This window comes from Kosakonia sp. S42 (assembly GCF_016624785.1).
In the GTDB taxonomy this organism is placed as follows: Bacteria; Pseudomonadota; Gammaproteobacteria; order Enterobacterales; family Enterobacteriaceae; genus Kosakonia; species Kosakonia cowanii.
In genome coordinates this window covers 1-25,533 of sequence record NZ_JACVTW010000017.1, presented here as the reverse complement: position 1 = coordinate 25,533, position 25,533 = coordinate 1, and the positions used below count along the sequence as shown (strand labels likewise).

General features: G+C 60.2%; 21 protein-coding genes. 12 read left to right on the top strand and 9 right to left on the bottom strand.

From position 1 onward, the window contains the following. Window positions 1-100: 100 nt before the first annotated feature. From IAE50_RS17390 to IAE50_RS17375, 4 genes are all read right to left on the bottom strand, one after another. A complete protein-coding gene (locus tag IAE50_RS17390) occupies window positions 101-199 on the bottom strand; it encodes a YoaK family small membrane protein (protein ID WP_042717833.1) in 99 nt (32 codons plus the stop codon). 118 nt (window positions 200-317) lie between these two features. Continuing rightward, the gene (locus IAE50_RS17385; protein ID WP_200580807.1) at window positions 318-737 is read right to left on the bottom strand and encodes a helix-turn-helix domain-containing protein; all 420 of its coding nucleotides are present in this window, start codon (window positions 735-737) and stop codon (window positions 318-320) included. A 62-nt stretch (window positions 738-799) separates the two neighbouring features. Next, a complete protein-coding gene (locus tag IAE50_RS17380; RefSeq protein ID WP_094419585.1) occupies window positions 800-2,035 on the bottom strand; it encodes an EAL and HDOD domain-containing protein in 1,236 nt (411 codons plus the stop codon). Between the two features lie 611 nt (window positions 2,036-2,646). After that, window positions 2,647-4,899 carry a TonB-dependent siderophore receptor gene (locus IAE50_RS17375; RefSeq protein ID WP_200580806.1) on the bottom strand — a complete coding sequence of 751 codons (2,253 nt, stop codon included), beginning with the start codon at window positions 4,897-4,899 and terminating at the stop codon, window positions 2,647-2,649. A gap of 252 nt (window positions 4,900-5,151) precedes the next feature. Between IAE50_RS17375 and fes the strand changes: the two genes are divergently transcribed. Genes fes through entF form a run of 3 tightly spaced genes read left to right on the top strand, consistent with a single transcriptional unit; the run spans window position 5,152 to window position 10,498 of the window. Further along, entirely contained in the window at window positions 5,152-6,351 is a 1,200-nt protein-coding gene (gene fes / locus IAE50_RS17370) for an enterochelin esterase (RefSeq protein ID WP_200580805.1), read from the top strand. A gap of 33 nt (window positions 6,352-6,384) precedes the next feature. Further along, the gene (locus tag IAE50_RS17365) at window positions 6,385-6,600 is read left to right on the top strand and encodes an MbtH family NRPS accessory protein (RefSeq protein WP_200580804.1); all 216 of its coding nucleotides are present in this window, start codon (window positions 6,385-6,387) and stop codon (window positions 6,598-6,600) included. Window positions 6,601-6,610: 10 nt separating this feature from the next. After that, the gene (gene entF, locus IAE50_RS17360; protein WP_200580803.1) at window positions 6,611-10,498 is read left to right on the top strand and encodes an enterobactin non-ribosomal peptide synthetase EntF; all 3,888 of its coding nucleotides are present in this window, start codon (window positions 6,611-6,613) and stop codon (window positions 10,496-10,498) included. A 538-nt stretch (window positions 10,499-11,036) separates the two neighbouring features. On the opposite strand, the gene fepC is transcribed toward entF, so the two are convergent. From fepC to fepD, 3 genes are read right to left on the bottom strand one after another with little or no spacing between them, the layout of a single operon-like run. Beyond that, window positions 11,037-11,834 (bottom strand): iron-enterobactin ABC transporter ATP-binding protein, encoded by a 798-nt coding sequence (fepC, locus tag IAE50_RS17355; protein WP_200580802.1) that lies wholly within the window; start codon window positions 11,832-11,834, stop codon window positions 11,037-11,039. Then, entirely contained in the window at window positions 11,831-12,823 is a 993-nt protein-coding gene (gene fepG / locus IAE50_RS17350; RefSeq protein ID WP_200580801.1) for an iron-enterobactin ABC transporter permease, read from the bottom strand. The genes fepC and fepG overlap by 4 nt, the downstream gene beginning before the upstream one ends. Beyond that, a complete protein-coding gene (gene fepD, locus IAE50_RS17345) occupies window positions 12,820-13,824 on the bottom strand; it encodes a Fe(3+)-siderophore ABC transporter permease (protein WP_200580800.1) in 1,005 nt (334 codons plus the stop codon). Before fepD ends, fepG begins: the two co-directional genes overlap by 4 nt. A gap of 112 nt (window positions 13,825-13,936) precedes the next feature. On the opposite strand from fepD, the gene entS reads away from it, so the two are divergent. Further along, window positions 13,937-15,172, top strand: a complete 1,236-nt coding sequence (gene entS, locus IAE50_RS17340) for an enterobactin transporter EntS (RefSeq protein ID WP_128483442.1) — start codon at window positions 13,937-13,939, stop codon at window positions 15,170-15,172. 273 nt (window positions 15,173-15,445) lie between these two features. Here the strand turns inward: entS and fepB are convergent, their stop codons facing one another. Further along, window positions 15,446-16,372 (bottom strand): Fe2+-enterobactin ABC transporter substrate-binding protein, encoded by a 927-nt coding sequence (gene fepB / locus IAE50_RS17335; protein ID WP_234467219.1) that lies wholly within the window; start codon window positions 16,370-16,372, stop codon window positions 15,446-15,448. Window positions 16,373-16,590: 218 nt separating this feature from the next. Here fepB and entC point away from each other — a divergent pair, with 218 nt between their 5' ends. The 7 genes from entC to IAE50_RS17300 all read left to right on the top strand — a co-directional run bounded on the left by entC (window position 16,591) and on the right by IAE50_RS17300 (window position 23,887). Continuing rightward, window positions 16,591-17,766 carry an isochorismate synthase EntC gene (gene entC, locus IAE50_RS17330; RefSeq protein WP_200580799.1) on the top strand — a complete coding sequence of 392 codons (1,176 nt, stop codon included), beginning with the start codon at window positions 16,591-16,593 and terminating at the stop codon, window positions 17,764-17,766. A 9-nt stretch (window positions 17,767-17,775) separates the two neighbouring features. After that, window positions 17,776-19,374, top strand: a complete 1,599-nt coding sequence (gene entE, locus IAE50_RS17325) for a (2,3-dihydroxybenzoyl)adenylate synthase EntE (RefSeq protein ID WP_200580798.1) — start codon at window positions 17,776-17,778, stop codon at window positions 19,372-19,374. A 10-nt stretch (window positions 19,375-19,384) separates the two neighbouring features. Next, entirely contained in the window at window positions 19,385-20,236 is an 852-nt protein-coding gene (locus IAE50_RS17320) for an isochorismatase (RefSeq protein WP_023479247.1), read from the top strand. Next, window positions 20,236-20,991 (top strand): 2,3-dihydro-2,3-dihydroxybenzoate dehydrogenase EntA, encoded by a 756-nt coding sequence (gene entA / locus IAE50_RS17315; protein WP_200135594.1) that lies wholly within the window; start codon window positions 20,236-20,238, stop codon window positions 20,989-20,991. Before IAE50_RS17320 ends, entA begins: the two co-directional genes overlap by 1 nt. Then, complete coding sequence (gene entH / locus IAE50_RS17310; RefSeq protein ID WP_124969240.1) at window positions 20,991-21,404, top strand: proofreading thioesterase EntH; 414 nt, start codon at window positions 20,991-20,993, stop codon at window positions 21,402-21,404. The genes entA and entH overlap by 1 nt, the downstream gene beginning before the upstream one ends. Window positions 21,405-21,569: 165 nt before the next feature. After that, entirely contained in the window at window positions 21,570-23,675 is a 2,106-nt protein-coding gene (gene cstA / locus IAE50_RS17305; protein WP_200580797.1) for a pyruvate/proton symporter CstA, read from the top strand. 14 nt (window positions 23,676-23,689) lie between these two features. Further along, window positions 23,690-23,887 carry a YbdD/YjiX family protein gene (locus IAE50_RS17300; protein WP_000460621.1) on the top strand — a complete coding sequence of 66 codons (198 nt, stop codon included), beginning with the start codon at window positions 23,690-23,692 and terminating at the stop codon, window positions 23,885-23,887. A gap of 41 nt (window positions 23,888-23,928) precedes the next feature. Here IAE50_RS17300 and IAE50_RS17295 read toward each other — a convergent pair whose 3' ends face one another. Then, entirely contained in the window at window positions 23,929-24,672 is a 744-nt protein-coding gene (locus IAE50_RS17295) for a 3-oxoacyl-ACP reductase family protein (protein ID WP_200580796.1), read from the bottom strand. 107 nt (window positions 24,673-24,779) lie between these two features. Here IAE50_RS17295 and IAE50_RS17290 point away from each other — a divergent pair, with 107 nt between their 5' ends. After that, window positions 24,780-25,373 carry a TetR/AcrR family transcriptional regulator gene (locus IAE50_RS17290; protein ID WP_225975628.1) on the top strand — a complete coding sequence of 198 codons (594 nt, stop codon included), beginning with the start codon at window positions 24,780-24,782 and terminating at the stop codon, window positions 25,371-25,373. The last annotated feature ends 160 nt before the right edge of the window (window positions 25,374-25,533 follow it).

Here is a 25,533-nt window from a genome sequence, read left to right as displayed (position 1 = left end):
ATTCTACACCCGCCAAAAGGCGAGCAGGATCACAAATTAAAGTGGTTGAACGGCAAGTGATGCGCTGTATTGAATAACGCAGCCGGGAGGCCTCTTAATATTAAACGCCCGGTGTGGCGTAGCCGCCGACAATAAACCAGGTCAGAAATGCCACGGCGACAATAAATACCAGCACGGGAAACGCGATACCAATTCTCATAAAGCCTCATTCAATTTTGCCAGCAGGGGGAGTGGAGGGTGCCGCATCGCCTGCGGCGGCACAACGTTAGCATAAATGGCCGGATAAGGCGGATAAAAATAGGGGGCTTCGTCAGCCATTAACGCGTCACGCCCGTACGTGAGGCGTGTTCACCGGCGGCAAAAAAGGTCTGGCGGCAGTAGAGTTGCAGCACTTTCTCTTCGGGGATCAGGTAGCCTTTACCTTCGACGCGCAGAATAAAATCCTCAGGCAGATCAAACGCTGCCAGCTTACGCTTCAGGTTATTCATCACCTGCCACAACCGCTGGCTGGAGCAGCTCAGGCCATTGTTTTCCCACACCTGGGTTTGCAGCGTTCTGTCTGCCACCACGCGACCGACGGCGTGCGTCAGCAGAAAGTGAAGCAGGTTGGCCATGGTCGCGCGTAAATAGTCAGCCTTACCCGGCGAAGCGTAGTTAATCAGGCGTTTTTTAAACGGCAGATATTCCACCTCATGATCCTTGCCGAGGCGGTAGCCATATACCGAGAGTGATTCCATCGTGTTCGTCCAAAGGGATGCGTTCTGCTAATTACATCGGCCTTTTGACGCAGAAACTAAAATTAGCGGCGGGTTGAGGGGATCGCCTGCGTCCATTCGGTCGCGGTTTTGACCAGCTCCGCCACCGTGCCGCGATGAAAACCGAGGCGATGGCCGAGCTCGCTCACCTCTTCCCACTGATGGTTTTCATACAGCTCAATCAGGCGCAAATAGGGATAGAGCGGCCCTTTTTGCGCTTTCAGCGCCATCATCACATTGTTGGAAATATCAATCTGGCCAATCAGATCGGCCATCGGCATTTCAAAAATGCTGTCGAGTTGCGAAAAAAGACCGACGATAAAGGCATCATCCGCCGAGTGGCGCGTAATAGAGTGTGACGAGGCAAGCTCGCAGAACCTGGCGCGTATCAGGCTCTGCTGATAGATCTCGCCAATCTCCTCTTTATTTACCGAGGTCAGGCAGGAGACCAGCACGAAGCGGCGCAGCTCATTGGCACCGAGATAAAAAATAATGTCTTTTAACGACTGGCTGCGGACGTTTTTAATTCCGCGCGCGTTAAAGACAATATTTTGCGCATAGCGCATCAGCTTGAAGGAGAGGGCGAGATCCTGTTTTAACAGCGCCTCGATGCGGGTGAAATCGGGCTTATCGGCATTCACCTCTTTCATTAGCCGGAGGGTGATTGCCTGGTTCTGAATCAGTTTGTTCGCCGCATGGATCACCGGGCGGCTGAAGAAGTGGCCCTGAAAAAGGGTGCAGCCGAGGTTTTTGTAGCACTCATACTCCTGCTGGGTCTCCACCTTTTCGGCGAGAAACAGCGTGTTGCGCAGTAGATGAGCTTTGCCCTTGATATAACCGCCAATCTCCTCCGGCGTATTATTGCGCACGTCGAATTTGATAATGTGAATAAAGGGCAGGAAGTCGTTCCACGTATCACCGAGCGCAAAATCATCCAGCGCAATGCGAAAACCCTGCGCGGAGAGTTTTTTGATGCTTTCCAGCAGCAGCGGCGTGGGCTCGGCGGTTTCGAGGATCTCAACAATCACCCGATCTTTCGGCAGCGTTTCCGCCATTCCCTGTACCAGCAGTTCATAGGGGAAGTTGACGAAAATCGCACTGTACTCTTTTAACCGCCCCAGCGGTGCGCCAAGAAACTGTTCAACAATAATTTGCGCAGTGGCGTACTCCGGTGTGACGTCAGGAAACCGGTTGGTCATACTGTCCCTGAACAGCAACTCGTAGCCGACTGTGTTCATATTTGCATCAAAAATCGCCTGGCGGGCGACAAAAGAGAACATTCGATACTCCACTCACAGATGCCTGCAAATTATAGAAACGTCGGTGGCGCGCAAACCTGAACCGGGCGAACTTTTGCTATTTTTCCAGCGCCTGAAAGGCAAGCCTGGACGAAAACCGCAAAGACGCAAGTCGGATAGGGGAAAGGCGGTATCTTTTGTAAACTTCTGCAGAATTTAAGTCAAATTCCGCAGTGCAAAATAATATCTGCTGCTGCATTTTCAGGCAACTAAAGCAAAAAATCAGCACACTTGCGGCGATCGTGCTGAGAGAGAGGCTTTAGCCGGGTCATCATTTTTACGCCGGTAAACAGGTTGACGACTGCGTGAAAAAGCGTCGTGACGTTCATCACACCAGCAGATGAACAGCAGCAAGAAAGTATGATCGATATCATATATTCACGTACAGGTATTATTTTCCTCTTGTTAGGAATTTTCCGATGGCTTATTGTTATTTCACCCCAGCAAAGAGCTAACGCCACCTTAGAGTGAGTGCCGGAGATAAGCGCCGGGCGGGGTATAACAGTGTCAGATATTCAACACCCAGGTAATCAGTAATAAAAGGCCCCGCCAGCAATGACGGGGCCTTCTCTTTGTAGCAGTTCAGGCTCTTATCAGAAGTGGGTGTTGATGCCCATAAACCAGGTACGGCCCGATTCGTTATAGGTCTCGGCGCCTGCGCCATACATATAGCCGGTAGTGCCGCCGGTGCTCTGGGCATTGCCCGCGCGCCAGTGGCGCTTATCAAACAGGTTATCGACGCCGGCGGTCAGGCTGACGTTTTTGTTCACGTCCCAGGTGCCGCTAAGTCCCACAATGCTGTAGGGGCTCACTTCGTTGGTCGCAGAGCCGGTCACGCGCTGGCCTTTGTAGTCATACTTCTTCGGCTGCTGTTTGCCGTACCAGGTAAAGGTCGATTGCAGAGAAACATCCTGCGTCACCTGCCAGCTCAGTGTTGAGTTCAGCGTATATTCCGGAATGATGGAGAGCCGCTCGCCAGTGGTTTTGTTCTTGCTTTGCAGCATATAGGTGAAGTTGTTGCTCCAGGCCACCGTTTCAGAAACCGGCACGTTCAGCGTACCCTCCAGCCCTTCAACCACCGCTTTCGGCACATTTTCCCACTGGTAGATATCGGTTTTAGTCGCGCCCGCCGCCGTTTGCGCCATCGGCGAATAACCCGCCTCAATCTTATTGCGGTAGTCGTTACGGAACCAGGTCACACCGGCCAGCCAGTCATCATGTTTGAACTCAAGGCCAATCTCTTTATTGATACTGGTCTCCGCTTTCAGGTCGTCGTTACCCATCATGTAACAACCGACGCCGTTGCCGCTGGCGTAGCACCCCTGGCCCTTGCTGTAGAGAATGTAGTTCGGGTTGGTCTGGTAGAGGCTCGGTGCTTTATACGCGCGGCCAATGCCCATTTTCAGGGTGAAATCGTCGCCTAATCCCTGCGAGAGGTTCAGCGACGGGCTCCAGTTATCGCCAACGATGGTGTGATGATCGAAGCGCAGCGCCGGGGTCAGCATGGTGCTGTCGGTCAGCTCCATATTGTCTTCGGCAAAAATGGAGTAGATATCGGCACTGGAGTAGGGGCTGCGGTTGGTGCTGCTCAGCCCGCTAATCGCCCCGCCCTGGAAGGCCTGGGTATTAGAGGCGAGATCTTTCATCCGCTGCTGGTTCCACTCGGTGCCCAGCGTCAGGGTCTGGTTAACCAGCAGATCCAGCGGCAGGTTCACCTCGTTGTGCAGCATCACATCGGAGAGGTCGATATCGGTGAATTTATTACTGTTGAACAGCCCTTCCAGCCCGCCCGCCAGACCTTCGCCCAGACGCGAGTTACGCGTGTGCTCATACTGGATCCAGTTGCTGGTGGTAATGCCGTTATCCCAGCCACCATTCCAGGTGACGGAGTAGTTCTGGCGATAGAGACGGTTGGTCTCTTTGCCGTAGTTCTTGCGCACGTAGTTATTGCTGCTGCTGTCGTTATTGGTGTTTTGCGTATCGCCCGCGTAGAGGTTGCCCTGGCGGCTGTAGCCCGCCTGGAACTCCAGCGACTGCATCGGCGCGAAATCCCAGCGCACCACGCCATTAATATCTTTATTGATCGAGCCTTCGCGCCCGGCGGCAAGGGTATTAGCGTAAATTCCGGTGCGTTCAGACTGGTGATCGCGGTTGATATCCCACGCATCGGCCTGGGTTTTCGCCAGGTTGCCATAGAGGCGGAAGCTGACATCATCGCCCAGCGGGCCGCTGAGGCTAAAGTCGGTGCGTTTGGTGGCGCCTTCCGCTTTATGCTCCGGCGCGTTGACGTAGGCGTTCCATGATCCATGCCACTCCTGGGCGCTATCTTTTTTGGTGATGATATTCACCACACCGCCCGCCGCGCCGTTACCGTAGCGCACGGCCGCCGGGCCGCGGATCACTTCGATGCGCTCAATCATCTCTGCCGGCACCCAACTGGTGTCGCCGCGGCTGTCACGCTCGCCGCGCCAGCCTAAGCGTACTGAGTTACGGCTGGTGACCGGTTTGCCATCCACCAGGATTAAGGTGTTTTCCGGGCCCATACCGCGAATGTCGATCTGGCGGTTGTTGCCGCGCTGGCCGCTGGTGGCGTTGCCGGTTAAGTTAACGCCCGGCATCTTGCGGATAATTTCCGACACATCACGGGCTGGCGGGTTCTTACGAATTTGATCGGCGGTGATGGTCGACACGCCGGGTGCCTGGAGGTTTTGCTGTGCCGCCGTGACGACGATAGTGTCCGCGCTGCTGGCGTCGCTGCTTTTCTCTTCCGCCGCCATCACGGGTATTGCCGCGCCGTAGATCCCGAGGTTGACCAGCAAGGTCAGGGATTTCATCTTCTTATTCATTATGTTACCTGCGTTCCTTTGCCGTATCCCCGTAACTCTCCATTCCCAGGGGAGAGGAGACGGCAGTGATGAAGCCCGCGCGCGGCAATTCTCTCAGACCTGAGAAAAAAGGCCTGCGACAGGCAGAGTTAGGTGAAAGACGCGCTTCCCACAGCGCGCCAATACGCTATTGCAAATAAGAATAGTTATCAATAATATTATCTATAAATTTTGATCGATAAAAATAATTCCGCAGCGATTTGGGGTTAAACCGTGACGTCAACGACGGGAAGCGATGCCTGGTGGGCGTCAAAACAGGGGCCGGAGTGGGTTAAAACCGCCGACGGGCGCTATGAAGTCACCTTCTGGTGGCGCGATCCGGCGGGGTCAGAGCAGACTTCGCGCCTGCGCCGGGTCTGGATCTACATCACTGGTGTTACCGATCACCATCAACAAGCGCAGCCGCAATCACTGGCACGCATCGCCGGAAGCGATGTCTGGTGCTGGAAAACCACCCTCGAAGCGGGCTGGCGCGGCAGCTACTGCCTGATCCCCTCTGAGCAGGATAACGACTTTGCCGACACCGTATTCGCCAGCGTGCCGCCGGATCGCGCGGCGCTGCGTGAAGGGTGGCGCAAACTGCTGCCGCGCGCGGTTGCCGACCCGCTGAATGCGCAAAGCTGGCGCGGCGGACGCGGTCATCCGGTCTCGGCGCTGGAGATGCCCGGCGCACCGCCTCAGCCCGGCTGGCAGGCAACCGATACCGCTTTTACCCCTCCTCATCTGCTGCACTGGCAGAGCCCGCGGCTGCACAACCGCCGCCGCGTCTGGGTTTACACCACCGGCGAGGCGCAGGGTGCTGAACGCCCGCTGGCGATCCTGCTCGACGGCCAGTTCTGGGCCGAGAGCATGCCGGTGTGGCCTGCGCTGGCAGCGCTGACTAGCGCCCGCCAGTTGCCGCCCGCGGTCTATGTGCTGATTGACGCCATCGATAATGCTCAGCGCAGCCAGGAGCTGCCCTGTAATGCCGATTTCTGGCTGGCGGTGCAGGAGGAACTCTTGCCGCAGGTACGCGAAATTGCCTCCTTCAGCGATCGCGCCGATCGCACGGTGGTGGCGGGGCAGAGTTTCGGCGGGCTTTCAGCGCTCTATGCCGCTCTACACTGGCCGACGCGCTTTGGCTGCGTGCTGAGCCAGTCCGGCTCTTACTGGTGGCCACATCGCGGCGGCGAGGGTGAAGGGCTGCTTATCCAACAACTCAAACAGGGTGAAATAGGCCCGCAGGGGCTGCGCATTGTGCTTGAAGCCGGGGTGCGCGAGCCGCTGATTTTTCGTACCAACCAGACCCTTTTATCCCTTTTACAACAAACACAGCAGCGGGTTTTCTGGCGTCAGGTTGACGGCGGACATGATGCGCTTTGCTGGCGCGGCGGGCTGACGGCGGGGTTAATCACCCTCTGGCAGCCGCTCTAACGCCGGGGCGCTTTTCCACGACAGGAGTTTGCTATGGAGTTCACCAACCCCTTCGATCATCCGCAAGGGCGGTTTTATATTCTGCAAAACAGCGCGCAGCAGTGCAGTTTGTGGCCCGCGCAGTGCGCGCTGCCCGCAGGCTGGCACATCATCTGTGAGCCGCAATCGCAGGCGGACTGTAACAACTGGCTGGCAGCACACTGGCAGAGCTTAACCCCGGCGCACTATGCGCACCCCCACGCGCAATAAGGAGCGGAAGATGAGCGAACGTTTACCGCTGGTCGCCGCCCAGCCGGGGATCTGGATGGCAGAAAAACTCACCTCGCTGCCGAATGCCTGGAGCGTGGCGCACTATGTTGAGCTTGAGGGCGATATCGATGCCGTGCAGCTCAGCGAGGCGATTGTCACCGGCCTGATGCAGGCTGACACGCTGCGCATGCGTTTCACCGAAGATAACGGCGAAGTGTGGCAGTCTGTCGATGAGACGTTGACCTTTGCCGCGCCCGCCATTGCCGACCTGCACCAGCAGGGCGATGCACACAGCGCCGCGCTGGCGCTAATGCAGGCAGATCTGGCGCAAAACCTGCGCGTGGAGAGCGGCAAACCGCTGGTGCACCACCAGTTGATGCGCGTCGGCGAGCGGCGCTGGTACTGGTATCAGCGTTATCACCATTTGCTGGTCGATGGCTTCAGTTTCCCCGCCATAACCCGCCAGATTGCCGCTATTTATAGCGCATGGCGACGTGGCGAGCCAACGCCCGCCTCACCATTTACCCCCTTTGCTGAGGTTGTGGAGGAGTATCAACGCTATCAGGGCAGCGATGCCTTTACGCGCGATGCCGCTTTCTGGGCAGAGCAGCGGCGCGCGCTTCCGCCGCCGGTGTCGCTCTCCAGCGAACCGCTGCCAGGGCGCGCGGCAACTACCGATATTCTGCGCCTCAATGTCGCCCTGGAGCGCGCAGCCTTTCGCCGCCTGAGCCAGGCGATGGCAAGCACGACGCCCGCCGATCTGGCGCTGGCCTTAGTGGCGCTCTGGCTGGGCCGGCTGTGCGGACGCACCGATTATGCCGCCGGGTTTATCTTTATGCGCCGTATGGGATCGGCCGCGCTCACCGCCACCGGCCCGGTGCTTAATGTCCTGCCGATGGGCATCCATCTTGATGGCACGCAAACGCTGCCGGAGCTGGCAAGCGACCTTGCCCGAACGTTAAAAGCGATGCGCCGCCACCAGCGTTACGATGCGGAGCAGATCGTGCGCGACGCCGGGCGCGCGGCGGGGAGTGAGCCGCTGTTCGGCCCGGTACTGAACGTCAAACTGTTTGATTACCAGCTCGATCTTGACGGCATCCAGGGCATTACCCACACCTTAGCCACCGGGCCGGTCAACGATCTGGAGATCGCGATCTTCCCGGATGAAGCGGGCGGGCTGTCGCTGGAGGTGCTGGCGAATCGCAGCCGCTACGACGAGGCGACGCTCAACACCCACGTTGCGCGCCTTGCCCAGCTGTTGCAGCAGTTTGCCGACAATCCGGCGCTGCGCTGTGGCGATGCGGAACTCTTAACCGCGAAAGAGGCGGAACAACTTTCGCAGATCAACGCCACCGCCGTGTCGCTGCCGCGGGCTACCCTGAGCGAGCTGGTGGCACAGCAGGCGGCGAAAACCCCCGATGCCCCGGCGTTATCCGATGCCCGCTGGCGCTTCAGCTATCGGGAGATGCGCGAGCAAGTGGTGGCGCTGGCGAACCAGCTACGCGCGCTGGGCGTGCAGCCTGGCGACAGCGTGGCGGTTGCGCTGCCGCGCTCGGTTTTCCTGACGCTCGCGCTGCATGGCATTGTTGAAGCGGGCGCCGCCTGGCTGCCGCTCGATACCGGCTACCCCGACGATCGTCTGCGCATGATGCTGGAGGATGCCCGCCCGCGCCTGTTAATCACCACCGACGATCAGCATGCGCGCTTCGCCGATATTCCTGGGCTGGCGCACTTCTGCTACGACGCGCCGCTGGAGAGCAATGGCGCTGAGCCGCTCAATCTGGCCCGCCCGGAGCAGACGGCTTATATCATCTTCACCTCCGGCTCTACCGGGCGACCAAAAGGGGTGATGGTTGGGCATACCGCCATCGTCAACCGCCTGCTGTGGATGCAGGCAGCCTATCCGCTTAGCGCTAACGATGTGGTGGCGCAAAAAACGCCGTGCAGTTTTGATGTGTCGGTGTGGGAGTTCTGGTGGCCGTTTATCGCTGGCGCCAGCCTGGTGATGGCCGAGCCGGAGGCGCACCGCGATCCGCAGGCGTTACAAGCCTTCTTTGCTGAAGCGGGTGTGACGACCACCCACTTTGTACCCTCGATGCTGGCGGCCTTTGTCGCCTCGCTGACGCCGGAAAGCGCGCAGCAGAGCTGCCGCACGCTGAAGCAGGTTTTCTGTAGCGGCGAAGCGCTGCCCGCCGATCTCTGCCGCGAGTGGGAAGCCTTAACCGGCGTGACGTTGCATAACCTCTATGGCCCGACGGAAGCGGCGGTGGATGTCAGCTTCTATCCGGCGTATGGCGAGACGCTGGCGCAGGTGCGCGGCAACAGTGTGCCGATTGGTTACCCGGTGTGGAACACGGGGCTGCGCATTCTGGATGCGATGATGCGTCCGGTGCCGTTCGGCGTGGCGGGCGATCTCTATCTCACCGGCATTCAGCTGGCGCAGGGCTATCTTGGTCGCCCGGATCTGACTGCCAGCCGCTTTATTGCCGATCCCTTTGCGCCGGGCGAGCGCATGTACCGCACCGGCGATGTCGCCCGCTGGCTGGAGAGTGGCGCGGTGGAGTACCTGGGGCGCAGCGACGATCAGTTAAAAATTCGCGGTCAGCGCATTGAACTGGGCGAGATTGACCGGGCAATGCTGGCACTGCCGGATATCGCTCAGGCGGTGGCCCATGCCTGCGTCTTTAACCAGGCGGCGGCGAGCGGCGGCGATGCCCGCCAACTGGTTGGCTACCTGGTCTCTTCATCTGGTCAGCAACTGGATACGGCTGCACTGCTGGAGCAGCTGCGCGCGCAGTTACCGGCGCATATGGTGCCGGTGCTGTTAATGCAGGTGAGCGCGCTGCCGCTCAGCGCCAACGGTAAGCTCGATCGCAAGGCGCTGCCGCTGCCCGTGTTACAGGCAGAGCAGGGCGGTCGCCCGCTCAATGCCGGGATGGAGACGCAGGTGGCGCAGGCCTTTGCCGCGCTGCTGGGCTGCGAAGTGAATGATGCGCAGGCGGATTTCTTCGCCCTTGGCGGCCACTCGCTGCTGGCGATGCGGCTTGCCGCGCAGCTTAGCCGCGAGTTTGACCGCCAGGTGACACCGGGGCAGATTATGGTGGCACCGACGGTGGAGAAACTTGCGGCGTTGCTGGAACAGCCGCTCTCAAACGAGCAGGCCGGGCGGCTCGGGCTGGAAGCGGTGCTGCCGCTGCGCGAAAGCGCTGGGCCGACGCTCTTCTGCTTCCATCCGGCCTCCGGTTTTGCGTGGCAGTTCAGCGTACTGGCCCGCTATCTTGCGCCGCGCTGGTCGATTACCGGCATTCAGTCTCCGCGCCCGGATGGGCCGCTACAGCAGGCAGCAACGCTGGATGAGGCCTGCGATCAACAGTTAGCGACGCTACTGGCGCAGCAGCCGCACGGGCCTTACTACCTGTTCGGTTACTCCCTTGGCGGGACACTGGCGCATGGCATCGCAGCGCGGCTGCGACAGCGCGGTGAAGAGGTGGCGTTCCTCGGGCTGCTCGATACCTGGCCGCCGGAGACGCAAAACTGGGCAGAGAAAGAGGCGAACGGCCTTGATCCCGCCGTGCTGGCGGAGATTGAGCGCGAGCGCCAGGCGTTTCTCGCCGCGCAGCAGGGGCAGGCCTCCACGGAGCTTTTCTCGCAGATTGAGGGGAACTACGCCGATGCGGTGCGCTTGTTGACCACTGCGCACAGCGTGCCATTTGATGGTAAAGCCACGCTGTTTGTCGCCGAGCGCACCCTGCCGCCCGGCACCGACCCGCAACGCGCCTGGGCACCCTGGGTGCGCGAGCTGGCGGTGTACCGTCAGGATTGTGCCCATGTCGATATCATCTCCCCGCAGGCGTTCGGGCAGATCGGGCCAGTGTTGAGGGAGTTATTGGAGAGGTAAAAAATGTTGTAGGCCGGATAAGCGTTTAGGCGCCATCCGGCGATGGGGTTACTTTGGTGGAATGGTTCCGTTCACCAGGCGCTGGGGAGTTTCATTAACCCCTTATGCGGTGAACGGGACAAGGGAAGCGGCCGCGCTCCCCTTGTCAATCCCCGCGGCCCCGCGAGGAAATCGGTGCTGCGCACTGCGCTCACCTCCCGCGTGCCTGACGGCGGCCGGCTCGACTCGACATCCTGTCTCGGTTCGCCTCTGTCCGCCATCCATGGCGTCCAGACCTTGTCATTCCCGCTTCGGTTCGCCGATTTCAGCGGGGGTAAACAGCGTCGCTGCAAGATGGGGGCTGAATGAAAAATAGCTGTTGCTGGAACCGCGTAGGCCGGATAAGCGTGTAACGCGCCATCCGGCAATGGATGCGGAGATCATGCCGGATGGCGGCTTTGCCTTATCCGGCCTACGCGGTTTCAGTGGCTCTGTTTTCTGGGGGGATCATGCCGGATGGCGCTGACGCTTATCCGGCAATGGGATTTGCCAACAACGTTCAACCGCTGCGCCCCAGCGGCACCACCAATGGTGTATGCGCCACCGGATCGTCAATGATCATGCAGCGCAGCCCGTACACCTCCTCGATCAACCCGGCGGTGACAATCTCTTTCGGCGCGCCCTGCGCCACAATCTTCCCGTCGCGCAGCGCAATCAAATGGGTGGCGTAACGGCATGCCTGATTCAAATCATGCAACACCGCCGCCAGCGTATACCCCTGCTCGCGGTTCAGCTGGCTGAGCAGCTCCAGCAGATCGATTTGATAGCTGATATCAAGCCAGGTGGTTGGCTCATCAAGCAGCATAATCGCCGTCTCCTGCGCCAGCACCATGGCGATCCACGCCCGCTGGCGCTGGCCGCCGGAAAGCGTATCGACACTCTGCTGCGCCAGGCTCTCCACGCCCGTGGCTTTCATCGCCCGCTTAACCGCCTCGTCATCCTCTTTGCGCCAGCGGGTAAAGAGCGGCTGATGGGGGTAACGCCCGCGCGCTACCAGCTCCTGCACCGTAATATCGCCAGGCGTGGTGGCGTTTTGCGCCAGCAGACCAATACGTCGCGCCACCTCTTTGCTGGCAAAACGCTGGATCTGCTCGCCGTCCAGGTAGACATGCCCTTCGCGCGGCGTCATCAGGCGGCTGAGGGTGCGTAAAAGAGTCGATTTCCCGCAACCATTCGGGCCGATGATGGCGGTGAAATGGCCATCGGGAATGGCGACGCTCAGCTGCTCGGCAATCACTTTTTTGCCGTAGCCCAGGGTTAACGCTTCGCCGCGCAGACGGGGGGATAAGGCGCTCATTTCTTGCGGGACTCCTGAATTAACAAGGCGATAAGGTAAATACCGCCGAGGCTGACGGTGACCACGCCAACCGGTAGCTGGTAAGGCGTAAAGCCGCGCTGGGCGATCATATCCGCCAGCAGCAGCAGCAGCGCGCCGCAGAGCGCGGACTGGGTTAACCCCCAGCGCGCCGTACCGCTCAGGCGGCGGGCAATATGCGGTGCCACCAGCGCGATAAAGGAGATCGGCCCGGCAAGCGCCGTGGCGGCTGCGGTCAGCGCCACCGCTACCAGCATCAGCAGCAAACGCGAGCGCTCAACGTTGACGCCCAACGCGCAGGCACTGTCGTCGCCCATCTCCAGCAGCCGCATGCGCCGTGCCAGCAGGGCAGCGAAAAAAAACATCGCCAGCATAATCGGCACCGACGGCAGCGTTTTTGCCCACGTCAGGCCATTGAGCGAACCGGCGTTCCACAGCCCGGCGGAGAGCGCCGTTTCAAGCGACGCTTTCAGCAGCAGCCAGGTGTTAAAGGCTACCAGCATCGCGCGTACGCCAATGCCGACAATAATCAGGCGGAAGGTTTCAATACCGTTGCGCCAGGCCAGCAGCCACACCACCAGCGAGGTAAGAATGCCGCCCGCCATCGCTGCCAGCGCAATTGCCGTCATATGCTGACCAAACAGCACCATCGCCACCAGCACGCCGCTCCAGGCACCGGTATTAAAGCCCATGACATCCGGGCTGCCGAGCGGGTTACGCATCAGCGACTGGAAAATCGCACCGCTGATCCCAAGCGCCGCGCCAACCACCAGCGCCATTAACACTCGCGGCAAGCGCCACTCCATCACCACCAGCTGCATTGCGCGCGGCGCAGCACCGCTTAGGGCGTCGAAAACCTGCGTAAAGGTGAGCATCACCGTACCGCTGCGCAACCCCCAGGCTGCGAGCAGCAGGGCGGCGATAACCATCAGCAGGCAGCTGGCCACTAAACGGCGGGAGGGGGCGATCATAAGCCGCCTCCGCGCGCGCGGCGCACCAGCAGGATCAGCATCGGCGCGCCGATAAAGGCGCTCACTACCGAAACGCGCAGTTCGCCCGGTACGATCACACGACCAATGATATCGGCAAACAGCAGCAGAGCAGGGGTGGCAATCAGCGTGACGGGAAGTGACCAGCGGTGATCGGCTCCAACCAGCCCGCGCGCGAGGTGGGGCATCATCAGACCGATAAAGGCGATGGGCCCGACGACCGCCGTGGCGCTGCCGCAGAGCACGGTTATCGCCAGCAGGCCCAGCAACTGGGTGCGCGCCACTTTGCTGCCAAGCGCCGTCGCCGTGTCACTGCCGAGGCTCAGGCTGTTAAGTGCCCGGCTCAGCAGTAATGCCACGCCCGCCGCCAGCAGCACCGGGATCAGCACCACGCGCAGGGTTGCCAGCGTGCGGATATCAAGGGAACCGGCCTGCCAGAAACGCAGCTGATCGTAGACATCAGCATTGAGCAGGGAAATGCCGCTGGAGAGACCGTCGAGCACGGCGGTGAGCGCCACGCCAGCCAGTGTTAAGCGCACCGGGCTAAGCTGGCCGCCGCCCTGGCTGCCGGTAAACGCCACCAGCAGCGAGGCGGCGAATGCGCCGCAAAAAGCGAACAGCAGTTGCTCCGTTGGCGTGGTCGCGCCGAGCAGCGCGGCGCCGAGCACAATGGCGAAACTGGCGCCCGCATTGACGCCTAAAAGACCCGGGTCGGCCAGCGGGTTGCGCGTCAGGGTTTGCATCAGCGCACCGGCAAGGCCGAGCGCGCCGCCGGCGAGTAAGCCTGCCAGCGTGCGGGGTAAGCGCGCATCGCGAATGATGGTGCAATCTGCGCTGTGGCAAGCGCCAAAAAGGGCGTCGGTGATAACTGCGGCAGGCATCGGTTTTGCGCCAATAAACAGGCTCAGTGCCGCAGCAAATATAAGCAGTATAAATAGCCCGACGAGAACCAATAAACGCGCCGGGGAAGCAGAAAACGACATAAAAATCCCAATTTTGATAATGATAGTAATTATCGTTATCGATCCTGTTTTGTTATGTTACCATGCGCAGCCTGAGATTGGACACAGAAAGTATGGAATACAAGGTCTTGTAATGAAGCAACACTCCTGGCTGCTGAATCTCAGCCTGCTGCGGACACATCCGGCTTATCGCGCCGTTTTCCTCGCGCGTTTTATCTCAATCTTATCGCTGGGCTTACTGGGCGTGGCTGTGCCAGTGCAGATCCAGGCGATGACCCACTCCAGCTGGCAGGTCGGGCTTGCCGTGACGCTGACCGGCGGCGCAATGTTTGTCGGCCTGATGCTCGGCGGCGTGCTGGCGGATCGCTTTGAACGTAAAAAGCTGATTCTGCTGGCGCGATCCACCTGCGGTATCGGCTTTATCGGCCTCTTTCTCAATGCACTGTTACCCGCGCCGTTGCTGTCGGCGATCTATCTGCTTGGCGTGTGGGATGGCTTTTTCGGCGCGCTCGGCGTGACGGCGCTGCTGGCGGCAACGCCTGCGCTGGTCGGGCGGGAAAACCTGATGCAGGCGGGGGCGATCACCATGCTCACCGTGCGCATCGGTTCGGTGATTTCGCCGATGGTTGGCGGCCTGCTGCTGGCCTCCGGCGGCGTGGCGTGGAACTACGGTCTGGCGGCGGCAGGCACCTTTATCACCCTGCTGCCACTGCTGACGCTGCCTGCGCTCCCACCGCCGCCGCAACCGCGCGAACACCCGCTTAAATCTCTTGCCGCTGCGCTGCACTTTCTGCTGCGTAACCCGTTAGTTGGCGGCATTGCGCTGCTCGGCGGCCTGCTGACGATGGCCAGCGCCGTGCGCGTGCTCTACCCGGCACTGGCGATGAGCTGGCAGATGTCGGCGGCGGAGATTGGCGTGCTCTACGCCGCACTGCCGCTCGGCGCAGCCATCGGCGCGTTGACCAGCGGTCGGCTGGCACATAGCGAGCGGCCCGGCATCATCATGCTGCTGACCAGTGTCGGCGCGTTTATCGCCATTGCGCTCTTTAGCCTGATGCCCGTCTGGCCGCTCGGTGTGCTCTTTCTGGCGCTCTGTGGCTGGCTGACGGCGGTGAGTTCACTGCTGCAATACACCCTGTTGCAAACCCAGACCCCGGAAGCGATGCTCGGGCGCATTAACGGCTTATGGACGGCGCAAAACGTCACCGGCGACGCCATCGGCGCGGCGCTGCTGGGCGCAATGGGATCGATGCTGACCCCCGCCGCCTCGGCGAGCTTCAGCGGGCTGGCGTTAGCGATAGTGGGATTAGTGCTGGTTCTCATACTCGGCGAATTACGCCGTTTCCGACAGGTTCAGTCCGGCGCATAAAACGCACCGGTGGCGTTAACGTCACCGGTGATTCAGCGTTACGGCGATCTGATCACCCCTTGACTGCAAACGGGATGCCTTCACAGGCCGGATAAGTCACGACCCTTATCCGGCAATGCCGGGGTTTTTGTAGGCCGGATAAGCGCCAGCGCCATCCGGCAGGGGGAGGATTTTCGTAGGCCGGATAAGCGCCAGCGCCATCCGGCAGGGGTGAGGATTTTGTAGGCCGGATAAGCGTTAGCGCCATCCGGCAATCAGGCTTGCGCCAAACCCTCAGCCAAACAGCGCAGACAAGCGCTGCAACACGCGGGTTGCGCTGTAGTAATCAAGCCGGAAAGTCTCGGCACCGAGCGCATAAACCCGCTTATTACTTACCGCGGGAAGGTGCGCCAGCAGCGGGTTAGCGCTCAGGGCATCGGCCTCTTTTTGGTCGCCGGCGAACAGGAACAGCGCTTCGCCATTCAGCCCGGCGGCGAGGTTTTCACCGCCGAGCTGCACGATGTCATGGCGCTTACCCTGGCTCTGGCTTGCCTGAATGCCCGCTGGCAGCGGCGCGAGGGTAAAACCGAGCTGCTGCATTAGCTGGCCCTGCGCGGAGTCGCGGGTCCAGAGATTCGCGCTGTGCGCGGCGGGCGTATAAACCAGCGCGCTTACCGGCTGCGGCGGCAGTTTCATGCGCGTTTTTGCCGCCGCCAGTTGCTGGTTGAACTCAGTGATGCGCGCGGCGGCCTGCTGCTCGTGGCCGGTGATCTCGCCAAGCTGGGTAAGCAGCGCCTGCCAACTCTTATCGTCGTAATTGATGATTAGCGTCGGCGCGATGGTCGAGAGCTGATCGTAGAGCGCCAGCGCCGAGTCGCCGCCGGTAGCGCTGATCAAAATTAGATCCGGCATCTGCGCGGCTACCGCTTCGGCATTCGCTTCGCCGATGTAGAGACGCGCGACGTTGCGCTGTTTGGCAATGTCGCCCCACTGGCGCAAAAAGCCCTGATCGTCGGCAAAACGGTTATTTGGCGTCGTTGCGCCGCTGGCGACCACTGGCGCATCAATCGCCAGCAGCGAGCCGGTGAGGGTAACGCTCGTGGAAACAATGCGCTGCGGCGCGCTGGCAAGCTGATGCACGCCGCGGCTGTCGGTCACCTGGCGCGGCCAGTCGGCGGCGCAGGCTGAGTTAAGTCCTAAAACGAAAACGCCCACTAACAGAGCGTGTTTACGACACCAGCTAAGAAAATTCACAACGTGAGTCCTGTTTCTGTTGAAGTTAATGCTTCTCATTTTCATCGTTGAGCGTCATGGATGCAAGTTGTGGCAGTGCGAGAGGAGATTCTGCTGTTGACATCACCGGCAATAACTTTTTATCTTACTGCACCAAACAAAAATGATAATCATTCTTAATACATTTATCATTGCCGGAGGATGATATGGATACGTCATTGGCTGAAGAGATCCAGCTGTCTGCAACGACACTGGCCGCCGATCAATTTTTCTTTATGTCGCCGTACCGCAGTTTCACCACGTCGGGGTGTGTTGCGCGTTTCTCAGAGCCGGCAGCGGGGGGCGATGCGCCAGACAGCGCCTTCCAGCAAAAACTGGCGCAGGCCTTTGCCGACGCCAGAGCGCAGGGCATCGCCCGGCCGATTATGGTCGGCGCTATCCCGTTTGATACCACGCAGCCTTCGGCGCTCTTTATCCCTCAACGCTGGCAGAGCTTCTCCCGCCCGGAAAAACAGCGCGCTGCGCGCTACTTCAACAGCGGCGCGATGCCGAATGTGAAGGCGCAGACAGCGGTGCCGGAGCAGGATCTGTTTATGGAGATGGTGGCGAATGCCTCCGCGCGCACCGCAACGCCGGAAGTGGACAAAGTGGTGCTCTCGCGCCTGATTGAGATCGCAACTGACCGCCCGGTCGACAGCGGTGTGCTGCTTGAGCGCTTAATTGCGCAGAACCCCGCCAGCTTCAACTTCCACGTTCCGTTGCCCGATGGCGGTGCACTACTGGGCGCAAGCCCCGAGCTGCTGCTGCGTAAAGAGGGCGATCACTTCAGCTCTCTGCCGCTGGCCGGTTCGGCGCGCCGTCAGCCCGATGACATGCTCGATCGCGAAGCGGGCAACAAACTGCTGGCCTCAGAAAAAGATCGCCATGAACACGAACTGGTGACCCAGGCGATGAAAAAAGTGCTGCAACCGCGCAGCCGCATGTTGACCCTGCCGTCATCGCCGCAGCTGGTGAACACGCCGACGCTGTGGCACCTGGCAACGCCGATTGAGGGCACGGCAAAAGAGGGTGAAAACGCCCTGACGCTCGCCTGCCTGCTCCATCCAACACCGGCGCTGAGCGGCTTCCCGCACCAGATTGCAAAGAAAATTATCGCCGAGCTTGAGCCATTTAACCGCGAACTCTTCGGCGGCATTGTCGGCTGGTGCGATGCGGAAGGAAACGGCGAGTGGGTAGTTACCATTCGCTGCGCGCGCATCCGCGACAACAACGTCCGCCTGTTTGCCGGAGCCGGGATTGTCCCCGCCTCGTCGCCGCTCGCTGAATGGCGCGAAACCGGCGTCAAACTGACCACCATGCTGAACGCCTTCGGTTTGCATTAAGGAGCCACAGTGACCATTCCTTTTAGCCGCTGGCCGCAAGAGTTTGCCCGTCGTTACCGTGAAAAGGGCTACTGGCAGGATCTACCGTTGAGCGACATTTTGACCCGCCACGCCGCCAGCGAAGCCGTTGCGGTAATCGACGGCGATCGCGAGCTGAGCTACCGCCAGCTGCATGCTGCGTCGGACAACCTCGCCTGCGCATTACAGTCGATGGGCATTACGCGCGGCGATACCGCGCTGGTACAACTGGGCAATGTCGCCGAGTTTTACATCACCTTTTTCGCCCTGCTGAAAATTGGCGTCGCGCCGGTGAACGCGCTCTTCAGCCATCAGCGCAGCGAGCTCAACGCTTACGCGGCGCAAATCAAACCCGCGCTGCTGATTGCCGATCGCGCCCACGGGCTGTTTGCCGATGACGCTTTCCTCAGCGCGTTGAAAAACGATCACCCGTCGCTGCGCGCTATTTTGCTGCGCGGCGAGTCGCTGGAGCAGGCGATTGCCCGCCCGGCAGATAACTTTTCCGCTACGCCAACCCCGGCAGATGAGGTGGCCTTCTTCCAGCTCTCCGGTGGTAGCACCGGTACGCCGAAGCTGATCCCGCGCACGCACAATGACTATCTCTACAGCATTGTGCGCAGTAATGAGATTTGCCATTTCACGGCGCAGACCCGCTACCTTTGCGCCTTACCGGCGGCGCACAACTACCCGTTAAGTTCGCCCGGCGCGCTCGGCGTCTTCCTTGCCGGTGGCTGTGTGGTGCTGGCGAGCGACCCGAGCGCCACGCTCTGTTTCCCGCTGATTGAAAAACATCAGATTAACGTCACCGCGCTGGTGCCCCCGGCGGTCAGCCTCTGGTTGCAGGCGATTGCCGAGTGGGGCAGCAATGCCCAGCTGGCGTCGTTGAAATTGCTTCAGGTGGGCGGCGCGCGGCTCTCAGCGACGCTGGCGGCGCGTATTCCGGCGGAGATCGGCTGTCAGCTCCAGCAGGTGTTTGGCATGGCCGAAGGGCTGGTGAACTACACCCGCCTCGACGATCCGCTGGAGCGCATCATCAACACCCAGGGCCGCCCGATGTCGCCGGATGATGAAGTGTGGGTCGCCAATGAAAACGGCAACCCGCTGCCCGCAGGCCAGACCGGACGCCTGATGACGCGCGGTCCCTACACCTTCCGCGGCTACTTCAATAGCCCGCAACACAACGCCAGCGCTTTTGATGCTGAGGGCTTCTACTGCTCGGGCGATCTCATCGCCATTGATGAGCAGGGCTACATCACCGTGCAGGGGCGGGAAAAAGATCAGATCAACCGCGGCGGCGAGAAGATTGCCGCCGAGGAGATCGAAAACCTGCTGCTGCGCCATGACGCGGTGATCCACGCCGCGCTTGTGAGCATGGAGGACAGCCTGCTCGGCGAGAAGAGCTGCGCGTACCTGGTGGTGAAAACCCCGCTGCGCGCGGTGGCGATCCGCCGCTTCTTGCGCGAGCAGGGCGTGGCGGAATTTAAGCTGCCGGATCGCGTCGAGTGCCTTGAAGCGCTGCCGCTAACGCCGGTAGGAAAAGTTGACAAGAAACAGTTACGCCAGTGGTTAGCACAACGCACCCCGGCGTAAAGGAGAGAAGATGGCAATCCCAAAACTACAGGGCTACGCGCTGCCCGCAGCGGCTGATATCCCGGACAACAAAGTGAACTGGTCGTTTGAGCCCGCCCGTGCGGCGCTGTTGATCCATGATATGCAGGACTATTTTGTTAATTTCTGGGGCGATAACTGTCCGATGATGCAGCAAGTGGTGGCGAACATCGCCGCACTGCGTCACTTCTGCAAACAGCACAATATTCCGGTCTACTACACCGCGCAGCCGAAAGAGCAGAGTGATGAAGATCGCGCGTTGCTGAACGATATGTGGGGGCCAGGCCTGACCCGCTCGCCGGAGCAGCAGCAGATCGTCAGCGAACTGGCACCGGACGAGGCCGACACCGTGCTGGTGAAGTGGCGTTACAGCGCCTTTCACCGCTCGCCGCTTGAGCAGATGCTGAAAGAGACCGGCCGCAACCAGCTGCTGATCACCGGCGTCTACTCGCATATCGGCTGTATGACCACCGCCACCGACGCCTTTATGCGCGATATCAAGCCGTTTATGGTGGCCGACGCGCTGGCAGATTTCAGCCGCGAAGAGCACTTAATGTCGCTCAACTATGTCGCCGGGCGTTCTGGCCGCGTGGTGCTGACGCAAGAGCTGCTGCCGCTACCGGCAAGCAAAGCGGCGCTGCGCGAAATCATCCTGCCGCTGCTGGATGAGTCTGACGAGCCGCTGGATGACGAAAACCTGATTGATTACGGCCTCGATTCGGTGCGCATGATGGCGCTCGCCGCCCGCTGGCGCAAAGTGCATGGCGATATCGACTTTGTGATGCTGGCGAAAAAACCAACCATTGATGCCTGGTGGGCGCTGCTCGCGCGCGGGGTGCAGTGATGGCGAGCCTCGATTTCAGCGGACGCAGTGTCTGGGTGAGCGGGGCAGGGAAGGGGATCGGCTATGCCACTGCGCTCGCCTTCGTTGAGGCGGGCGCACAGGTGACCGGCTTCGATCTCGCCTTTAACGGCGAGCACTATCCGTTTGCCTGCGAAACGCTGGATATCGCCGACGCCGCGCAGGTCGCCGCCGTCTGCGAGCGCCTGCTGGCAAACAACGCGCCGCTGGATGTGCTGGTCAATGCCGCGGGCATTTTGCATATGGGCGCAACGGATGCGCTCTCTGACAAAGCGTGGCAGCAGACGTTCACTGTTAACGTCGGCGGTGCCTTTAACCTCTTTCGCCAGACGATGGCGCACTTTCGCCGCCAGCAGCGCGGGGCGATTGTTACCGTCTGCTCTGACGCCGCGCACACGCCGCGTATCGGCATGAGTGCTTACGGTGCGTCGAAAGCGGCGCTGAAAAGCCTGGCCCTGACCGTCGGTCTTGAACTGGCCGCCAGCCATGTACGCTGTAATATCGTTTCGCCGGGTTCGACGGATACCGATATGCAGCGCACGCTGTGGGTGAGCGACGATGCGGAGCAGCAGCGCATTCGCGGCTTCGGCGAGCAGTTTAAGCTCGGCATTCCGCTGGGGAAAATCGCCCGTCCGCAGGAGGTGGCGAACACCATTTTGTTCCTCGCCTCCGATCTCGCCAGCCACATCACATTGCAGGATATTGTGGTGGATGGCGGCTCGACGCTGGGGGCCTGATGATCTGGAAACGTCACTTAACGCTGGAGGCGCTGAATGCCACCAGCGATAACACCCTGATTGAACATCTGGCGATTACCTATACCCGCATCGGGGATGATTTTCTCGAAGCGGAGATGCCAGTCGATAGCCGCACGCACCAGCCGTTTGGCCTGCTGCACGGCGGCGCATCGGCGGCGCTGGCGGAAACTTTGGGGTCGATGGCCGGTTTTATGATGACCAGCGACGGTCAGTGCGTGGTCGGCACCGAGCTGAACGCCACCCATCACCGCGCGGTGGCGCACGGCAAAGTGCGCGGCGTTTGCCAGCCGCTGCATCTTGGCCGCCAGAATCAGAGCTGGGAGATCGTGGTGTTTGATGAGCAGGGGCGGCGCTGCGCAACCTGTCGCCTCAGCACCGCAGTGCTTGGCTAACCCTTCGCCCTCCGGCTCAGGAGGGCATTCTTGCGATCCCGTTAACACAATCAACCAAATGCCGTGCGGCAGGCCGCCTTTCCTGTGTTTCAAAGTTGTTAAGTTCTTTGAGTTGATATAGAAACAAAATGTAACATCTCTCTGTCTCTCAAACGGATAACCGCTATGAACAACCCAGGGAAATACCTTGTTTGGGGCGCGCTCTCGCTTGTTGGCGCGTTTGCCCTCGGCTATATCGCTCTGAATCGCGGCGAACCGATCAACGCACTCTGGATCGTGGTCGCAGCCGTCTGTATTTACCTCATTGCTTACCGTTTTTATGGTCTCTATATCGCCAAAAATGTGCTGCAGGTTGACCCGACGCGCATGACCCCGGCGGTGCGCTACAACGACGGCCTCGACTATGTGCCGACAGATAAAAAAGTGCTGTTCGGTCACCATTTTGCAGCGATTGCTGGCGCAGGCCCGCTGGTAGGCCCGGTGCTGGCGGCGCAGATGGGTTATCTGCCCGGCATGATCTGGATCCTCGCAGGCGTAGTGTTAGCCGGTGCGGTGCAGGATTTTATGGTGCTGTTTATCTCCACCCGCCGCGATGGGCGCTCCCTTGGCGAGATGGTGAAGGCAGAGATGGGGCCAACCGTCGGCGTGATCGCGCTGGTGGCGACCTTTATGATCATGGTGATTATCCTCGCGGTGCTGGCGATGATTGTCGTCAAAGCGCTGACCCACAGCCCGTGGGGCACCTATACCGTGGCCTTCACCATTCCGCTGGCGGTATTTATGGGCATCTATATTCGCTACCTGCGCCCGGGGCGCATTGGCGAAGTGTCGGTGATTGGTCTGGTGCTGTTGGTGTTTGCCATTATCTCCGGCGGCTGGGTCGCCGAAAGCCCGACCTGGGCGCCGTGGTTTGATTACACCGGCGTGCAGCTCACCTGGATGCTGGTCGGCTACGGTTTTGTCGCCTCGGTGCTGCCGGTGTGGCTGCTGCTGGCCCCGCGCGACTACCTCTCCACCTTCCTGAAAATCGGCACCATTATTGGGCTGGCGATTGGCATCCTGATTATGCGCCCGACGCTGACGATGCCCGCGCTGACCAAGTTTGTCGATGGCACCGGCCCGGTGTGGACCGGTAATCTCTTCCCGTTCCTCTTTATCACCATCGCCTGCGGCGCGGTCTCCGGCTTCCACGCGCTGATTTCCTCCGGTACTACACCGAAGATGCTCGCCAGCGAAGGGCAGGCCTGCTTTATCGGCTACGGCGGCATGTTGATGGAGTCGTTTGTGGCGATCATGGCGCTGGTCTCGGCGTGCATTATCGATCCGGGCGTCTACTTTGCGATGAACAGCCCGATGGCGGTGCTGGCCCCGGCGGGCACCACCGATGTGGTGGCGTCTGCGGCGCAGGTGGTGAGCAACTGGGGCTTTACCATTACGCCGGATGCGCTGCGGCAGATTGCCGATGAAGTGGGCGAGCAGTCGATCATCTCGCGGGCGGGCGGGGCGCCGACGCTGGCGGTCGGCATGGCCTATATTCTGCACGGCGCGCTCGGCGGCCTGATGGATGTTTCTTTCTGGTATCACTTTGCGATTCTGTTTGAGGCGCTGTTTATTCTGACGGCGGTGGATGCCGGAACCCGCGCGGCGCGCTTTATGTTGCAGGATCTGTTGGGGGCCATCTCTCCGACGCTGAAACGCACCGAGTCGCTGCCCGCTAACCTGCTTGCCACCGCGCTCTGCGTGCTGGCGTGGGGCTACTTCCTGCATCAGGGGGTGGTCGATCCGCTGGGCGGTATCAATACGCTGTGGCCGCTGTTTGGTATCGCTAACCAGATGCTGGCCGGTATGGCGCTGATGCTCTGCGCGGTGGTGCTGTTTAAGATGAAGCGCCAGCGCTACGCATGGGTGGCATTAGTACCAACGGCCTGGCTGCTGGTCTGTACGCTTACCGCTGGCTGGCAGAAAACCTTCAGCCCGGACAACAAAGTGGGCTTCCTGGCGATTGCCAATAAGTTCCAGGCGATGATCGACAGCGGCAATATTCCGGCGCAGTATACCCAGTCTCAGCTGGCGCAGCTGGTGTTTAACAACCGCCTCGATGCCGGGTTAACCCTTTTCTTTATGGTTGTGGTGGTGGTACTCGCCTTCTACTCGCTGAAGACCGCGCTGGCGGCGCTGAAAGCGGATCACCCGACGGCGCAAGAGACGCCGTATGAAGCGATGCCGGACAACGTTGATCAGGTTGTGGCGCGTGCCAAAAACGCGCACTAAGCGAAGGAGCAGATATGTTCGATACGCTCTCAAAAGCGGGCAAATACTTAGGCCAGGCGGCAAAAATGATGATTGGCGTGCCGGATTATGACAACTACGTTGAGCATATGCGCGTCACTCATCCTGACCAGACGCCGATGACCTACGAGGAGTTCTTCCGCGAGCGCCAGGATGCGCGCTACGGCGGCAAAGGCGGCGCACGCTGCTGTTAACGACAAAAGGCGGCACACTGTGCCGCTTTTTTTGCCTGCCGTCAGGCGTTGGTTCCGCCATCCACCACAATATCCGCGCCGGTAATATGCTTCGCCGCCGGGCTGGCAAGAAATGCCACCGCTTCGGCAATATCCTGCGGCTCGCCGTAGTGGCCTAACGCGGTGAAACTGCGCTGCTCGTCTGACTGCGCGCCATCCGCCGGGTTCATATCGCTGTCCGTCGAGCCGGGTTTCACCATATTGACCGTGATGCCGCGCGCGCCCAGATCCCGCGCCAGCCCGCGCGTCAGGGAGTTAAGCGCCGATTTGGTCATGGAATAAATCGTGACGCCTTTAAACGGCACCTGGTCGGAGAGGTTACTGCCGATGTTAATGATGCGCGCGCCATCCGGCAGGTGTGCCAGCGCCGCCTGGGTGGTATAGATCACGCCGCGAATATTGACGTTGATCAGCGCGTCGATATCCGCCTGCGACATCGACTCCAGCGAACCGCCGCGCGCAATCCCGGCGTTATTGACCAGGATATCCAGCCCGCCCAGTTGTGACACCGCTTGTGCAACGGAGTCCTGCGCCGCCTGCGGATTGGCGCTGTCCGCCTGAATAGCAACGCCGTTGCGCCCAAGCGCGCGGATCTCTTCAGCAACCGCTTCGGCTTTCTCTGCCGATTTTTCATAAGTGATGGCGACATCCGCCCCGGCGCGCGCCAGCGTTAAAGCGATGGCTTTACCGATACCCCGGCTTGCGCCGGTGACCAGCGCGCGTTTACCTGACAGTGAATATGACATGATGACTCCTGGATTATGTGTCGATTGATACATAATTAAAATAATCAGGCTTCCATCTATTCGTCAATATTATTAATATACCGATCAGCACAAAATGTGAGGAGCTGATGATGAGCCGGGGAAGACCGCGCGAGTTTGATCGAACAGAAGCGCTGAACAAGGCGATGTTGCTCTTCTGGCGCAAGGGGTATACCGCCACCTCGATGAGCGATCTCTATGAGGCGATGGGTATCAAGTCGCCGAGCCTTTATGCGGCGTTCGGCAGTAAAGAGAACCTCTACGATGAGGTGTTGCAGCACTACGAGCAGTGCGTTGCGCCGCTGATTTGGGGCGATATGGAGCAGGAGCCCTCGCCAAAACGCGCTGTCGCAAGCTGGCTTGAGCGCTCAGCCGAAATGCTGACGCGCTGCGATCTGCCGCACGGCTGTATGGTGACGCTCTCGGCGGTCGCCAGCGAAGGCAACGATCGCCTTGGTCAGCGCGTACAGGCTATGCGCAACGGCGGGATGGCGTTACTGAAAGCGCGTCTGGCGCAGGCGCAAGCGCAGGGCGAACTGCCCGTCGATACCGATATTGATGCGCTAACCCGGCTTTACACCAGCATCCAGCAGGGGATGTCGATCCAGGCCCGCGACGGCGCCAGCCGCGAAACGCTGCTCGGCATCGCCCGCATGGCGATGGGGCTGTGGCCGACGGAATAAATACCGGTGGTTTGTAGGCCGGATAAGGCGCAGCCGCCATCCGGCAATGGGCCTGGCATGTTGGATTGGTGGAAGGATTCCGTTCACCAGGCGCTGGGGAGTTTCATTAATCTCTTATGCGGTGAACGGGACAAGGGAAGCGGCCGCGCTCCCCTTGTCA

What these genes read in the sequence shown, in the direction of transcription:
- IAE50_RS17390 (WP_042717833.1), bottom strand. Translation starts at nt 199, where the DNA reads ATGAGAATTGGTATCGCGTTTCCCGTGCTGGTATTTATTGTCGCCGTG.
- IAE50_RS17385 (WP_200580807.1), bottom strand. Translation starts at nt 737, where the DNA reads ATGGAATCACTCTCGGTATATGGCTACCGCCTCGGCAAGGATCATGAG.
- IAE50_RS17380 (WP_094419585.1), bottom strand. Translation starts at nt 2,035, where the DNA reads ATGTTCTCTTTTGTCGCCCGCCAGGCGATTTTTGATGCAAATATGAAC.
- IAE50_RS17375 (WP_200580806.1), bottom strand. Translation starts at nt 4,899, where the DNA reads ATGAATAAGAAGATGAAATCCCTGACCTTGCTGGTCAACCTCGGGATC.
- IAE50_RS17365 (WP_200580804.1), top strand. Translation starts at nt 6,385, where the DNA reads ATGGAGTTCACCAACCCCTTCGATCATCCGCAAGGGCGGTTTTATATT.
- entF (WP_200580803.1), top strand. Translation starts at nt 6,611, where the DNA reads ATGAGCGAACGTTTACCGCTGGTCGCCGCCCAGCCGGGGATCTGGATG.
- fepC (WP_200580802.1), bottom strand. Translation starts at nt 11,834, where the DNA reads ATGAGCGCCTTATCCCCCCGTCTGCGCGGCGAAGCGTTAACCCTGGGC.
- fepG (WP_200580801.1), bottom strand. Translation starts at nt 12,823, where the DNA reads ATGATCGCCCCCTCCCGCCGTTTAGTGGCCAGCTGCCTGCTGATGGTT.
- fepD (WP_200580800.1), bottom strand. Translation starts at nt 13,824, where the DNA reads ATGTCGTTTTCTGCTTCCCCGGCGCGTTTATTGGTTCTCGTCGGGCTA.
- entS (WP_128483442.1), top strand. Translation starts at nt 13,937, where the DNA reads ATGAAGCAACACTCCTGGCTGCTGAATCTCAGCCTGCTGCGGACACAT.
- entC (WP_200580799.1), top strand. Translation starts at nt 16,591, where the DNA reads ATGGATACGTCATTGGCTGAAGAGATCCAGCTGTCTGCAACGACACTG.
- IAE50_RS17320 (WP_023479247.1), top strand. Translation starts at nt 19,385, where the DNA reads ATGGCAATCCCAAAACTACAGGGCTACGCGCTGCCCGCAGCGGCTGAT.
- entA (WP_200135594.1), top strand. Translation starts at nt 20,236, where the DNA reads ATGGCGAGCCTCGATTTCAGCGGACGCAGTGTCTGGGTGAGCGGGGCA.
- entH (WP_124969240.1), top strand. Translation starts at nt 20,991, where the DNA reads ATGATCTGGAAACGTCACTTAACGCTGGAGGCGCTGAATGCCACCAGC.
- cstA (WP_200580797.1), top strand. Translation starts at nt 21,570, where the DNA reads ATGAACAACCCAGGGAAATACCTTGTTTGGGGCGCGCTCTCGCTTGTT.
- IAE50_RS17300 (WP_000460621.1), top strand. Translation starts at nt 23,690, where the DNA reads ATGTTCGATACGCTCTCAAAAGCGGGCAAATACTTAGGCCAGGCGGCA.
- IAE50_RS17295 (WP_200580796.1), bottom strand. Translation starts at nt 24,672, where the DNA reads ATGTCATATTCACTGTCAGGTAAACGCGCGCTGGTCACCGGCGCAAGC.
- IAE50_RS17290 (WP_225975628.1), top strand. Translation starts at nt 24,780, where the DNA reads ATGATGAGCCGGGGAAGACCGCGCGAGTTTGATCGAACAGAAGCGCTG.